We start from the raw sequence: 13,509 nt of genomic DNA on the forward strand, positions 1-13,509 counted from the left end.
CGGGACTCCTTGGTGGGTTCGGTGAGGATGAGGCTCTCAGGCGAAGTCGGGGGCGACCAGCGGCCGCCCCCGACCCACACGGCATACGTCAGGCGCGGGGCTTCTCGCGCATTTCGTAGGTGGCGATGAGGTCGCCGATCTGGAGGTCGTTGTAGGACCCCAGGTTGATGCCGCACTCGAAGCCCTCGCGGACCTCGGTAACGTCATCCTTGAACCGGCGCAGTCCGGCGATCTCGACGTTCTCGGAGATGACCACCCCGTTGCGGGTGATCCGTGCCCGGGTGCCGCGCTTGATCTCGCCGCTGCGCACGATGGAACCGGCGATGTTGCCGAACTTGCTGGAGCGGAAGATCTCGCGGATCTCGGCGGTACCGAGCTCCACCTCCTCGAACTCCGGCTTGAGCATGCCCTTGAGGGCCGCCTCGATCTCCTCGATGGCCTGGTAGATCACCGAGTAGTAGCGGATCTCGACACCCTCGCGCTCGGCGTAGTCGGCGTTCTGACCCTCCGCGCGCACGTTGAACCCGATGATCACGGCGTTCGAGGCCATCGCGAGGTTGATGTTGTTCATCGTGATCGCACCGACGCCGCGGTCGATGATCCGCAGGTCGACCTCGTCGCCCACGTCGATCTGCAGCAGCGCGTCCTCGAGGGCTTCGACGGAACCGGACACGTCACCCTTGAGGATGAGGTTGAGGGTCTCGACCTTGCCTGCTGCGAGGGCCTCGGTGAGGTCCTCGAGCGAGATGCGCTTGCGGGCCTTGGCCAGCGAGGCCTGACGGTCCGCGGCTTCGCGACGCTCGGCGATCTGACGGGCCGTGCGGTCGTCCGGGGCCACCACGAAGGTGTCACCGGCACGCGGCACGGAGGACAGGCCGAGCACCTGCACGGGACGGGACGGACCCGCCTCGGTGAGGTTGTTGCCGTGCTCGTCCAGCATCGCGCGGACGCGGCCGTAGGCCGAACCCGTGACGATCGCGTCCCCGACGTGCAGGGTGCCGGCCTGGACCAGCACCGTGGCCGTGGCGCCACGGCCACGGTCGAGGTTGGCCTCGATCGCGACACCGCGGGCGTCGCGGTCGGCGTTGGCGCGCAGGTCGAGCGCGGCGTCGGCGGTGAGCAGGACGGCCTCGAGGAGGGCGTCGATGTTCTGGCCGGCCTTGGCCGACACGTCGACGAACATCGTCTCGCCGCCGTACTCCTCGGCGACGAGGTTGTACTCGGTGAGCTGCTGGCGCACCTTGGACGGGTTCGCACCCTCGACGTCGATCTTGTTGACCGCCACGACGATCGGCACGTCCGCAGCCTGGGCGTGGTTGAGCGCCTCGATGGTCTGCGGCATGACGCCGTCGTCGGCCGCGACCACGAGGATCGCGATGTCGGTCACCTTGGCACCGCGGGCACGCATGGCCGTGAAGGCCTCGTGACCCGGGGTGTCGATGAAGGTGATCGGACGGTCGACGCCCTCGTGCATCTTGTGCACCTGGTAGGCACCGATGTGCTGGGTGATCCCACCGGACTCGCCACCGGCGACGTCCTCGTTGCGGATCGCGTCGAGCAGGCGGGTCTTTCCGTGGTCGACGTGGCCCATGACTGTCACGACCGGCGGCCGCGGCTGCAGGTCCTCGTCGTCCTCACCCTCGATACCCGTCTCCAGGTCGATGTTGAAGGCGTCGAAGAGCTCCTTCTCCTCCTCTTCGGGGGAGACGACCTCGATGTTGTAGCCGAGCTCGGCACCGAGCAGCTTGAAGGTGTCCTCGTCTAGCGACTGGGTGGCCGTGGCCATCTCGCCGAGGTGGAACAGCACCGTCACGAGGGCGCCGGGGTTGGCGTTGATCTTGTCGGCGAAGTCGCTCAGGGACGAGCCGCGACGCACCCGGATGAGGGTGTCGCCGTTGCCGCGGGGCACACTGACGCCACCCAGCGACGGGGCCTGCATCTGCTCGAACTCCTGGCGCTTCGCGCGCTTGGACTTGCGACCACGCACGGGACGGCCACCGCCGCGCCCGAAGGCACCTGCGGTCGAGCCGCGACCGGCGCCACCACGGAAGCCACCACCACCGGGACGACCGGCGAATCCGCCGCCACCGGCGGGGCCACCGGGGCCACCGGGCCCACCCGGGCCACGACCACCGGCACCACCGGGGCCACCGGGTCCACGGGCGCCGCCGCGGGCGGGACGGTCACCGGGACGGCCGACCGCGCTGCGGTCGGGCATCATGCCGGGGCTGGGGCGGGGTCCGCCGGGACGCGGGCCACCGGGGCCCGCCGTGCCACCGGGCCGCGGACCGGCAGCACCGGGACGGCTCTGGGGACGCGGCATACCCTGGCTGGGCGCGAAGGGGTTGTTGCCCGGACGGGCAGCGTCGCGGCCCGCACCCTCCCGAGGCGCACCCTCGCGCGGTGCGCCCTCGCGGGGCCCACCCTCACGGCCGGTGCGCATGCCCTGGCTGGGCGCGAACGGGTTGTTGCCCGGGCGCGGCGCGCCGGGACGCGGGGCGCCCGGAGCTGCACCGGCCGGGCGCGGGGCGCTGCCGGGACGCGGGGACGCGGGTGTCGCCGGACCGGCCTGGTCGCCGTCACGGGCGGCCTGGACGTCGGCTCGCGCGGCCGGAGCCTGCGGGGCTGCGGGAGCCTGCGGGGCCGGGCTCGCCTGGGCAGCGGCGGCCGGAGCCGCCACGGTCTCGGCAGCCGAGGGCGCAGCTGCGGCGGGCGCGGCCGGAGCCGGGCTCGAGGGGGCAGCAGCCGGAGCCGCAGCAGCCGGAGCCGCAGCAGCGGGGGCCGCGGCGGCGGGAGCAGCGGGAGCAGCCGGACCGGCCGGCTTCGCTGCAGCCTTCTTGGCGGGAGCCTTCTTGAGGTCCTCGGGGAATGTCTCGGTCGCCTTGCGGACGACGGGTGCCTCAATGGTCGAGCTGGCGGTCTTGACGTACTCGCCAATGCTGTTGAGGTGGGCGATCAGCGTCTTGCTGTCGGTGCCGAGCTCTTTGGCGAGCGCGCTTACACGGACCTTGGCCACGTTTCTCCTGTTCCTGGTCCGTGTGTCAGGTGACAGGCGCGGACCGTCGTTAAAGCTGGGGGCAGCTCATTGCTGAGTTCTCATCGAATGCTCATCAGCGTCAAACCCAATCTCGGTTCGATGGACATAGCCGGTTCCACGGGGCCAGTTGGTCCCCTGGAGGTGGACGGTCCCCTCAGGTGAGGGGCTTAGGTGCTCGTGGTCGTGCCCAGGCCCTCGACGTATGCCGTGACCGCCGCCGGATCAGGCGCGGCGCTGACACGCAGCGCGCGACCGAACGCCCGGCGGCGCAGGGCCTGCTCAAGACAGTCGCCCGTGGGGTGCAGCCAAGCGCCGCGCCCCGGCAGGCAACGCCGCAGGTCAGGAGTCAGCCGGATCGCTCCGGTCTCGTCCGTCTCCGCGACCACTCGCAGGAGTGCCGACCAGCTATCCGTCCGGCGGCATCCCACACACGTCCGGGTCGGTTGCCCGTGCGGGGTGTGGAGGGTCGTGCTCGATGCCGCTGGCCGGAGTCCAGTCCGGTCGGTCACCACCAGTCTAGCCCCTACTGCCGATCGGACGCGTCATCCGCATCAGCGGTCGACGCCCCGACGGGGGCAGTGTCGGGGCGGATGTCGATGCGCCAGCCGGTCAGCTTCGCGGCCAGTCGGGCGTTCTGGCCCTCCTTGCCGATGGCCAGCGACAGCTGGTAGTCGGGCACGATCACCCGCGCGGAGCGCAGGGTCGGGTCGACGATCTCCACCGACTGGACGCGTGACGGCGACAGGGCCGCCGCCACGAAGGTGCGAGGGTCCTCGGAGTAGTCGACGATGTCGATCTTCTCCCCGTGCAGCTCGGTCATGACGGCGCGGACGCGCGCCCCCATCGGCCCGATGCAGGCGCCCTTGGCGTTGAGACCGGCCACCTTGGAGTGGACCGCGATCTTGGTGCGGTGGCCGGCCTCCCGCGCGAGCGCGGCGATCTCGACCGAACCGTCGGCGATCTCGGGCACCTCGAGGGCGAACAGCTTGCGCACCAGGTTGGGGTGGGTGCGGGACAGGCCGATCTGGGGCCCCTTGGGTCCACGCCGCACCGAGACCACGAAGCAGCGCAACCGCTCGCCGTGGACGTACTTCTCCCCCGGCACCTGCTCGGCCAGCGGCAGGATGCCCTCGACGGTGCCGAAGTCGACGGTCACGACACGCGGGTCCGGGCTCTGCTGGATGATGCCGGCCACGACGTCTCCCTCGCGGCCCTTGAAGTCGCCCATGATCGCGTCGTCCTCGAGGTCGCGCAGCCGCTGCACGATGACCTGGCGCGCGGTGGAGGCGGCGATCCGGCCGAAGCCGGTGGGGGTGTCGTCGAACTCCGGCCCGTACTCGCGGGGTGCGCGCTCGGCGGGAACGGACGGGGCGCCGGTGTCGGCGTCCTCGTCGGCCTCCGCGCCGCGCTCGGGCTGGGGCTGCTCGAGCTCCTCCCTGGCCCAGACGACGACGTGCCCGGTCTTGCGGTCGAGCTCCACCCGCGCCGAGCGGTAGGCCCCGTCGGTGCGGTGGTAGGCCACGAGGAGGGCCTGCTCGATCGCGGGGATGAGGATGTCGAGGGAGATGTCGCGCTCGCGCTCCAGCGCCCTCAGTGCAGCCAGGTCGATGTCCATGTCAGTTCTCCTCAGAGTTGTCGTCGTCGCCGGCTGCCCTGGAGAACTCGACCTGCACCACAGCCCTGGACACGTCGGCATACGCCAGGTCCACGGACTGGGCGGGCGCCTGCTTGACCCCGGGCACCTCCAGGGTCACACCGGTCTCACCTGCCGCAGTGATGCGGCCGGTGACAGCAGGACCGTCGAGCGGGGTGATGGTGACCAGCCGGGAGACGTTGCGCCGGAAGTGGCGAGGCTCGGTGAGCGGGCGGTCGATGCCCGGCGACCCGACCTCGAGGGTGTACGGCTGCTCGCCCATCGCCCCCGTCTCGTCGAGGGCATCGCTGACGGCTCGGGTGGCGTCGGCGACCTCGTCGAGGGTCAGCGGGGGCGTGGTGGACGTCGTGTCCCCGGTCGTGTCGAGGATGCGGTCGATCCACAGACGGACGAGGCGGCGCTTGCCGGCAGGGGTCACGGCGACGTCTTCGACCAGCAGGCCGAGGTCACGCAACGGGCCCTCGACGGCGGGACGAATCTGTTCCTTGACGCTCACTGACTCGTCCTCTCTGAAGTTTGGTGGCCGTGCACCAGTCACTCTATCGGCGGCGTCAGTGGCACGCATGCCCGCACCCGCGGGCATGCCATGATCGGCCCATGCCCCAGGACGACACCCGTATGCCGGCGTGCCCCTCCCGGCGCCGCGTGCTCACCCTGGGCCTGGGTCTGGGACTGGGCGCGGTGACGGCGGGCTCGCTCGCCGCCTGTGGGATCCGGCTCGAGGACAACGCCCCGCAGCTTCCACTCATCCCGAAGCGCCCACCGGTGCCGAGTGAGTCGTTCCTGCTCGCCCTGTGGCGGCACAGTGAGGACCTGGCCATCCGCGCGGCGTCCCTGCGCGGCCCGGCGACCAGCGTGCCGGCCCGGCTGGCCGCCCTGCACCGCCGGCAGGTGGTCGTGCTGGAGACCGAGCTGTTGAGGCTGGGCGTCCCTGCCACCGCGCTGGACGCCGCCGCCCGCTCGTCCACCCGACCGACGGGGACGTCGACCGCGGCGTCGACAGGATCGAAGGCGACTGGGGCGGCCGGCACGGCCTCCGCGCTCCACGGGCCGAAGGGCCTGGGTGCCGAGGAGGCCAGCGACCTGGGGCCGACGGCCATCTCCTCGCTCGCGAAGGTGCCCACGGCCGCCATCCCCCTCGTCGGCAGCGTCCTGGCCCAGCGGTCAGCGGCGGCCGCCCTGCTGGGCGCTCCCGCCCCGTGGCCGGGGTCCAACTGGTCGGCCACCTCCCTGGCGGCGTCCTACCTCGAGAGCACCCGGGCCGCGGTCTACGCGTTCCAGGTCGTCGCCGCACAGTCGCCCAGTGGTGCCCAGCACGCGCAGGCGCTGGCCACCCTCGCCACGCTGGAGGCGCGCGCGCAGGACCAGGAGTCACTGGCCGGCGCCTCTGCCGGACCACCCGCCCTCGGTTATCCCCTGCCGTTCCCGGTGACGACCCCCGCGGCCGCCCGCAAGCTCGCCGTCCAGGTGCTCACCGAGCTGCGCGCGTCCGTCGCCCGGGACCTGGGCTCCACCGGCGGCGACACCGGTCCCCTGGGCGCGCTCGTCCAGTGGCTGGCCGACACGGAGGTCCTGGCGTCCCGGTGGGGCGTCCCGCTGTCGGCCTTCCCCGGCCTCACGTGACCCGTCCCGGCGACGTCGCACCACTGGTCCCCGAGCAGTTCACTGCCGCACTGCAGCGCTTCTCGGCACAGGACGGGACGGTCGGGGGGCCGTCCGGGTCCGACTGGGCCGCGCGACTTCCACGACTGCTGGCCGAGGTCCTCGACGACTGGCGGCTGGAGCCACTGGGGGTGGGCGCCACGGGGCACACCTCCCTCGTCGTCCCGGTCGATCGCGACGGCGAGCGGCTGGCCCTCAAGCTGGTCTGGCCGCACCTCGAGGCCCGTGACGAGCCGCTCGTGCTGCGTCACTGGGAGGGGCGCGGTGCGGTCCGCCTGGTCGCCGCCGACCCCGGTCGGGGCGCCCTGCTGCTCGAAGCCCTCGACGCCGACCGCGACCTGGGTCACATCGAGGTCGACACGGCCTGCCAGGTCGTCGGCGAGCTGCTCCGGGAGCTGAATGTCCCTGCGCCGCACGGGCTCGCGACGCTGTCGTCGTTCGCCCGGGACCAGCTCGCGCGGCTGCAGGGCTCGGACGGGGCGCTCCCCCGCCGGATGCTCGAGCGCACCACCGGGCTGGTGCGCGAGCTCTCCTGCGACCCACTCTGTGACGCCACACTGATCCACACCGACCTGCACTACGGGAACGTGCTGGCGAGCCTGCCCGGGTCTGGTCGGCCCGACTGGCTGGCGATCGACCCGCACGCGATGGCCGGACACCCGGGTTTCGAGCTCCAGCCGTTGCTGCGCAACCGCGTCGAGGAGCTGGGCACCGGATCCACCTTCCGCTACCTCGTGCGGCGTCGCCTCGAGATCTGCTGCGAGGCCGCGGGCATCGACGAGGACGAGGCACTGGCGTGGACCTTCGTGCACACGGCCTTCCAGGCCGGGTGGGCGGCGGCCGACGGTGACCGTGACGCGGTCTCCTTCAACGTCGCACTCCTGAAGGCCCTCGACGGCTGAGCCTCGCCAGATCCCGACCGGACGCTCAGATCCCCGTCAGATCCCGGTCAGACCCCGGACAGCCAGCGGTACTCCACCTCGGGACGCCCGGCACCGGCATACCGCTGGGTGCGCATGGCGAGCCGGTTGTCGCAGAGGTGTTCGGCATAACGGCGCGCCGTCACCCGGCTCACGCCGCTGGCCTCGCCGAGCTCCGTCGCGGACAGGCCGGAGCCGGCGTCCCGCAGCGCCCGGGTGACGCGCGCCAACAGGTCCTCGCTCATGCCCTTGGGCAGTGCGGTCGGGGTGTTGGTGCGCACCCCGGCGACGACCTCGTCGACCTCCGCCTGGGTCGACAGGTGCCGGGTGTCGCCGAGCTGGGTGCGGTAGGCGCGGTAGGCCTCGAGGCGGTTGCGCAGGGTCGCGAAGACGAAGGGCTTGAGGAGGTACTGCACGACGCCGAGTGACACCGCGGCGCGGACGACGTCGAGGTCTCGGGCCGAGGTCACCGCGATGACGTCGGCCTGGTGCCCTCCGGCGCGCATGGCCCGGATGACGTCGAGGCCGTGCCGGTCGGGCAGGTTCATGTCGAGCAGGACGACGTCGACCGGGGTGGACTGCAGCGCGCGCAGCGCCTCGTGGCTGGTGGTGGCCGTCGCCGCGACGACGAAGCCGGGCACCCGCCCGACGTATGCCGCGTGCGCCTCGAGGGCGACCGGCTCGTCCTCGACGACGAGCACGGTGAGCACTGCAGGCTGAGCGGGCCCCGCGGGCTGGGCGGGTCCGGCGGGCTGGGCGGGTCCGGCCGGACGGTCGTCCTCAGGCATGGATCTGCGCCCCCAGCGGCAGCCGCACCGTGAACTCCGCACCCGGTGGGCCAGCCACCTCCAACGACCCGTCGAGGCGCGCCACGGACTGGGCCACGAGGGCGAGCCCGATGCCGCGGCGACCCGCTCCGCCCTGCTCCTTGGTGGAGAACCCCCGGCGGAACGCCTCGTCGGCGGCGTCGGGCGGCAGCCCCGGACCCGAGTCGGCGACGCTCAGCACGACGTGGCCGTCCTCGATCCGCGACGACACCTCGACGCGCCGTTGTCCCGGCGCGGAGGTGACGGCGTCGAAGGCGTTGTCGATGAGGTTCCCCACGATGGTCACCACGTCGCGCACCGGCGCGACGTCCTGGGGCCAGACCGCATCATCCGAGATCCGGAAGTCGATCCCCCGCTCCCCGGCCTGGGCCGCCTTCCCCAGCAGCAGGGCGGTGAGCGCCGGTTCGCCGACCGAGCCGACCACGCTGTCGGTGAGGCGCTGCGACACCTGGAGCTCGTCGGTGGCGAAGGCCAGCGCGCGGTCCGGGTGCCCGAGCTCGATGAGCGACACGATGGCGTGCAACCTGTTGGCCGACTCGTGCGCCTGCGAGCGCAGCGCCTCGGTGAGCCCCCGGGCCGAGTCCAGCTCGCCGGTGAGGTGCTCGAGGTCGGTGCGATCGCGCACCGTCGCGACGAGTCCCAGCGCGCGCCCTTGCCACTGGGCCCTGGCCGTGTTGAGGACGAGCACCCGGGCCGAGGTGACGTGCAGCTCGTCCTGCCGAGGCTCCCCGTCCGTCAGTGCGGCCAGCAGCGGGGCCGACAGGCCCAGCTCCGCGAGGGGGCGGCCCCGCGCGTCCTGCGGCAGCCCCAGCAGCCTGACCGCCTCGTCGTTGGCCAGGCGCAGCCGCCCGTCGAGATCGGTGAGCAGCAGTCCCTCGGTCACGGCGTGCAGGACGGCGTCGTAGTACTCGACCATCTCCTGGAGCTGTCGCTCTCCCAGTCCGTGTGTCTGGCGGCGGATGCGGCGGGTGACCAGCGCCATGCCGAGGCCGGACAGCAGGGCGGCAGCCAGCCCCGCGAGCAGCAGCGCCGGGAGCTGGCTGCGGAGCCGCTCGCTCACCGCCGACTTGCGGATGCCGACCGCCACGAGACCGACGACGGAACCGCCGCCGTCCCGGACCGGCACGACGACGCGGCGGGACGGGCCGAGCGTGCCGGTGTAGTCCTCGACGACGGTCCCACCCGCGCGCGCCGCGGCGATGTGACCGATGAACTGGCCGCCGATCTGGCGGGGGTCGGGGTGGGTGTAGCGGACACCGTCGGGGCTCATCACGACGACGAAGTCGGTGCGCGTCCGGCGGCGGACCTCCTCGGCGAACGCCTGCAGGCCCGGTCCGGGCGCACCGCCACGCACCCCGGCGACCACCGACGGCGTGCTGGCCACCGTCTCGGCGACGGCGGTGGCTCGCGCGGTCGCCTCCTGCGTGCCGGCCCGCTGCGCCTGCGCATAAGCCGCCAGGGTCCCCACCCCGACGACGAGGAGGGCGACCAGCACCTGGAGCGCGAAGGTCTGCGCCGCCACGCTCCAGCGCGCCGGCGCGGTGAGCCACCGTGGTGCGCTCACCGGCATACCGGGAACTCAATGAACACAAACGTGACCCTAGCCACTGCGGGGCCCACGCTCGTCCTTGTTCACCGCTCCCGGGCTCGGCCCGGGACCCGAGCCCCTGGAGACCACCGTGAGCACCAGCGCCGACACCGTCGTCGACCGCCCCGCACCGAAGCGGGACCGCACGCACTACCTCTACCTCGCCGTCATCGTGGCGATGGTCCTCGGCATCATCGTCGGGTTCGCCTTCCCCGAGTTCGGGGTCAAGCTGAAGTGGCTGGGCACCGGCTTCGTCAGCCTCATCAAGATGATGATCACCCCGGTCATCTTCTGCACGATCGTCCTGGGCATCGGCTCGGTGCGAAAGGCCACCCAGGTCGGCAAGGTCGGCGGTCTGGCCCTCGCCTACTTCGTCACCATGTCGACCTTCGCCCTCGGGCTCGGCCTGCTGGTCGGCAACGTCGTCAAGCCCGGCTCGGGGCTGCACCTGACCAAGGAGCTCGCCGCCACCGGCCAGAAGCAGGTGGGCGAGGCCCACACGACGACCACGGACTTCATCCTCGGGCTCATCCCCGACACGGTCGTCTCGTCGCTGACCTCGGGCTCGGTCCTGCAGGCCCTGCTCGTGGCGCTGCTCGTGGGCTTCGCGCTGCAGAAGATGGGTCGCGCGGGTGAGCCGATCCTGGTCGGCATCAAGCACTTCGAGCGGCTCGTCTTCCGCCTGATGGCGATGATCATGTATGCCGCGCCGATCGGTGCGTTCGGGGCCATGGCCGCGGTGGTCGGCGCCACCGGCGTGGACGCGCTCAAGAGCCTCGCCCAGGTGATGGTCGCGTTCTACGTCACCTGCGCGCTGTTCGTCTTCGTCATCCTCGGGACGCTGCTCAAGCTGGCGACGGGCATCAATGTCTTCGCCCTGCTGCGCTACCTCGCCCGCGAGTTCCTGCTCATCCTCTCGACGTCGTCGTCCGAGTCGGCCCTGCCGCGCCTCATCGCCAAGATGGAGCACGCGGGCGTGTCCCGTCCGGTCGTCGGCATCACGGTGCCGACGGGCTACTCCTTCAACCTGGACGGCACCGCGATCTACCTGACGATGGCGTCCCTGTTCATCGCCGACGCGATGGACAAGCCGTTCTCGATCGGCCAGCAGCTCTCCTTGCTGGTGTTCATGATCATCGCCTCCAAGGGCGCCGCCGGGGTGACCGGTGCTGGCCTGGCCACACTGGCCGGTGGCCTGCAGTCACACCGCCCGGACCTCGTCGACGGCGTCGGGTTCATCGTCGGGATCGACCGGATGATGAGCGAGGCGCGTGCGCTGACCAACTTCGCCGGCAACTCGATCGCCACGGTGCTCATCGGGCACTGGGTGGGCGAGCTGGACCGGCCACGGCTCGACGCGGTGCTCGCGGGCAGGCTGCCGTTCGACGAGTCGACCCTCGTCGACGACGACCACGATGCCGACCTCGTCGGTGACCCGGACGCTGGCCCGGGTCCAGCCACGGTCCCTGACCCGCACCTGGTCACGCAGCGCCGCTGACCGCGGCCGCATTCCGCCTGGTCGCCTCCCGGTCGTCAGGGACGGGCCCCACGGCCCGTCCCTGCTCGGCCGGGCGGCGACAGGTGGGAGTCGACGGTGAAGAGGCCGCGCAGGTGTCGCGGGGGCACGAAGGGTCGCCAGTCACCCGGGTCCTGCGCCAGCCGGTCGGCCACCACCCACAGGGCGGTGGGGCTGTGTCCGAACCCCAGGTGCGAGGCGGGGACCGCGATGCTCTCGCGCCGCTCCCCGACGTCTTCGCGGCAGACGCGCCACGAGACGATCCCGTCCATCCGTGAGTAGACCGAGGTCGTGGGGACGGTGAGCGGGGTCGTCACGTCGGGACCGCGACCGGCCGCATCGCCCGCGTGCCGCCGCGAGAGCATCCGGTAGGCCGCGTCGGCGTGGGTCTGTCCGGAAACCGTTGAAGCGTAAGGGCTGCCGAGGGTGATCACCTGCCGGACCAGCTCGGGCGAACGGACCGCGAGCGCCCTGGCGAAGATGCCACCGAGAGACCAGCCGATGACCGAGACGGTGGAGCCTGCCTCGCGGCCATCGGCTCCCTCGGGCCCCTCGGGTCCGGCGGTGGGCTGGCCGGCCAGCTCGCGCAACCGCAACGGGAGCTTGCGCACGACGCGGCTGGTCGGCCCCGTGTTGACCCCCAGCCCCCACCCGGCCGTGCGGTAGCCGAGCCTGTCGAGGAACCGCCGCAGGACCAGCGTGGAGGCGTCGGATGCGAGCAGTCCCGGGATCACCAGCACCCGGTGTCCGTCGCCGCGGGGGGCGCGCGCGAGCTGCGGAGCCGAGACGGTGAGCGCGCCGAGGTCGAGCACGCTGCGCAGGGGCTCGCTCAGCAGGAGCAACGACGAGGGGCGCCTCGGGCCAGGAGCGGCGGCGCGGTCGAAGGCTGTCACGACTGGTCGGCGACCTGACCCTCGCCCACGGCCGCGGCGTCGATGAGCTCGTCGAAGCCAGCCCGGATGCCGTCGGCGATGACGTCCACGTCGGGGAAGCTGTCGAAGTCGGCGGTGATGCCGAAGCTGAAGGTGTCGAGGTAGGAGAAGATCCCCGTCGCGACCCGCACGCCCGCGAACACGGGGACGTACGGGTGCGACTCGACCAGCTGGTGACCCAGCAGGTAGAGCGGGACCCGGGGGCCGGGGACGTTGGTGGTGCCCGTCTGGGTGAGCCGGTTGGGCATCCGCGACATCGAGCGGGCGCCCAGGGCGAGCAGCGTGGGCGCCGCATAGTCGGCCAGCCCCACGATGGCGGCGGCGTCGACGGCCCCCATCCCCCGCTTGTTGCGATCCATCTGTTCCCGGATCAGCTGCAGGCGACGCACGGGGTCGTCCTCCGCGACGGGTAGGTCGACCACGACGCTGGTGACCTGGTTGTTGACCTGGCCCCGACCAGAGGCCTGACGGGTGGAGACCGGCACGAGCGACCGCACGACCATGCCGGGGACGAGCTCACCCCTGCCGGCCACGAGGTCCCGGTAGCCGCGCGTCACGGCTGCGAGGATCACGTCGTTGACGGTGCCACCGAGAGCGGTGCGGATGGTCTTGACCTCGGCCATGGTGGCATCGGTCCAGACCCAACGTCGGTTGGGGCCGAGTGGCCCGTTGAGGCTCTTGGGGGTCGGCTGCCCACCCCCGGGCACCAGCTGGGCGAGCTGCTGCGGCACGAGCTCCTTGATGGCGACGGCCACTCCTGCGAGCGCCGCGGGGAGCTTGGCCAGGTCGTCGAGGCTCGGGACGCCGATGGCCCGCAGGGGTTCCTGCACGGTCTCCACGAGGGACTCGGCCGTCAGGGAGAGCGTCGACGGGGCCGCCGAGGGCGTCCAGTCCGAGGGCTCGTGGCGGACGGGTTCGCGTTCGAGGTCGAAGATCACCTGCATGAGTTCGGTGCTGCCCTCGCCGTCGATCATGCAGTGGTGCGCCTTGGAGATCAGCGCCCACCGGTCGTCGGCGAGCCCCTCGACCAGCCATGCCTCCCAGACCGGCTTGGTCATGTCGAGGCGCTGCGCGAAGACCCGTCCGGCCAGGTTGCGCAGCTGCTTCGGCCCGCCCGGTTTGGGCAGGGAGGTGTGCCTCACGTGGTAGAGCAGCTGGAAGTGCGGGTCGTCCACCCAGATGGGTCTGCCGAGCTGGAACGGCACCGGCTTGATCACCTGCCGGTAGCGCGGGACCTGGTCCATCTTGGCGGCCAGCAGCCGGACGAGGTCCCCATAGGCGGGCGCGGGACCCTCCAGGACCGCCACCCCACCGACGTGCATGGGGGTGTTCTCGCCCTCCATGTAGTAGAACATCGCGTCCATCGCGCTCAT

At 72.0% G+C, this 13,509-nt stretch carries 11 protein-coding genes; 3 read left to right on the plus strand and 8 right to left on the minus strand.

All coding sequences use genetic code 11. The features are described 5' to 3' along the window. Positions 1-88: 88 nt before the first annotated feature. The 4 genes from infB to rimP form a co-directional block, all read right to left on the minus strand. Positions 89-3,016: a translation initiation factor IF-2 gene (gene infB / locus BJ986_RS01630; RefSeq protein WP_179420417.1), complete on the minus strand. Its 2,928-nt coding sequence runs from the start codon at positions 3,014-3,016 to the stop codon at positions 89-91. A 188-nt stretch (positions 3,017-3,204) separates the two neighbouring features. Next, positions 3,205-3,549, minus strand: a complete 345-nt coding sequence (locus BJ986_RS16530) for a YlxR family protein (RefSeq protein WP_337794652.1) — start codon at positions 3,547-3,549, stop codon at positions 3,205-3,207. 11 nt (positions 3,550-3,560) lie between these two features. Further along, positions 3,561-4,652 carry a transcription termination factor NusA gene (nusA, locus tag BJ986_RS01640; protein WP_179420419.1) on the minus strand — a complete coding sequence of 364 codons (1,092 nt, stop codon included), beginning with the start codon at positions 4,650-4,652 and terminating at the stop codon, positions 3,561-3,563. A gap of 1 nt (position 4,653) precedes the next feature. Further along, the gene (rimP, locus tag BJ986_RS01645; protein WP_202881158.1) at positions 4,654-5,187 is read right to left on the minus strand and encodes a ribosome maturation factor RimP; all 534 of its coding nucleotides are present in this window, start codon (positions 5,185-5,187) and stop codon (positions 4,654-4,656) included. Positions 5,188-5,288: 101 nt separating this feature from the next. Here rimP and BJ986_RS01650 point away from each other — a divergent pair, with 101 nt between their 5' ends. Continuing rightward, a complete protein-coding gene (locus BJ986_RS01650; RefSeq protein ID WP_179420421.1) occupies positions 5,289-6,314 on the plus strand; it encodes a DUF4439 domain-containing protein in 1,026 nt (341 codons plus the stop codon). Next, on the plus strand, positions 6,311-7,255 hold the full coding sequence (locus BJ986_RS01655; protein WP_337794653.1) for an aminoglycoside phosphotransferase family protein: 945 nt from the start codon (positions 6,311-6,313) through the stop codon (positions 7,253-7,255). Before BJ986_RS01650 ends, BJ986_RS01655 begins: the two co-directional genes overlap by 4 nt. Positions 7,256-7,302: 47 nt before the next feature. On the opposite strand, the gene BJ986_RS01660 is transcribed toward BJ986_RS01655, so the two are convergent. After that, the gene (locus BJ986_RS01660; RefSeq protein ID WP_179420422.1) at positions 7,303-8,061 is read right to left on the minus strand and encodes a response regulator; all 759 of its coding nucleotides are present in this window, start codon (positions 8,059-8,061) and stop codon (positions 7,303-7,305) included. Continuing rightward, the gene (locus BJ986_RS01665; protein ID WP_179420423.1) at positions 8,054-9,670 is read right to left on the minus strand and encodes a sensor histidine kinase; all 1,617 of its coding nucleotides are present in this window, start codon (positions 9,668-9,670) and stop codon (positions 8,054-8,056) included. Before BJ986_RS01665 ends, BJ986_RS01660 begins: the two co-directional genes overlap by 8 nt. Before the next feature lie 109 nt (positions 9,671-9,779). Between BJ986_RS01665 and BJ986_RS01670 the strand changes: the two genes are divergently transcribed. Beyond that, positions 9,780-11,186: a cation:dicarboxylate symporter family transporter gene (locus BJ986_RS01670; protein ID WP_179420424.1), complete on the plus strand. Its 1,407-nt coding sequence runs from the start codon at positions 9,780-9,782 to the stop codon at positions 11,184-11,186. A gap of 35 nt (positions 11,187-11,221) precedes the next feature. Here BJ986_RS01670 and BJ986_RS01675 read toward each other — a convergent pair whose 3' ends face one another. Both BJ986_RS01675 and BJ986_RS01680 read right to left on the minus strand, forming a co-directional pair. Next, positions 11,222-12,097 carry an esterase/lipase family protein gene (locus BJ986_RS01675; RefSeq protein WP_179420425.1) on the minus strand — a complete coding sequence of 292 codons (876 nt, stop codon included), beginning with the start codon at positions 12,095-12,097 and terminating at the stop codon, positions 11,222-11,224. Beyond that, positions 12,094-13,509, minus strand: coding sequence for a WS/DGAT/MGAT family O-acyltransferase (locus tag BJ986_RS01680; protein WP_238338153.1), 1,416 nt, complete (start codon positions 13,507-13,509; stop codon positions 12,094-12,096). The genes BJ986_RS01675 and BJ986_RS01680 overlap by 4 nt, the downstream gene beginning before the upstream one ends.

Source organism: Pedococcus badiiscoriae (assembly GCF_013408925.1).
In the GTDB taxonomy this organism is placed as follows: Bacteria; Actinomycetota; Actinomycetes; order Actinomycetales; family Dermatophilaceae; genus Pedococcus; species Pedococcus badiiscoriae.

Excerpts from the sequence above, each read along its gene's own strand:
- nusA (WP_179420419.1), bottom strand. The coding sequence starts at position 4,652 with ATGGACATCGACCTGGCTGCACTGAGGGCGCTGGAGCGCGAGCGCGAC.
- BJ986_RS01650 (WP_179420421.1), top strand. The coding sequence starts at position 5,289 with ATGCCCCAGGACGACACCCGTATGCCGGCGTGCCCCTCCCGGCGCCGC.
- BJ986_RS01660 (WP_179420422.1), bottom strand. The coding sequence starts at position 8,061 with ATGCCTGAGGACGACCGTCCGGCCGGACCCGCCCAGCCCGCCGGACCC.
- BJ986_RS01665 (WP_179420423.1), bottom strand. The coding sequence starts at position 9,670 with ATGCCGGTGAGCGCACCACGGTGGCTCACCGCGCCGGCGCGCTGGAGC.
- BJ986_RS01680 (WP_238338153.1), bottom strand. The coding sequence starts at position 13,509 with ATGAGCGCGATGGACGCGATGTTCTACTACATGGAGGGCGAGAACACC.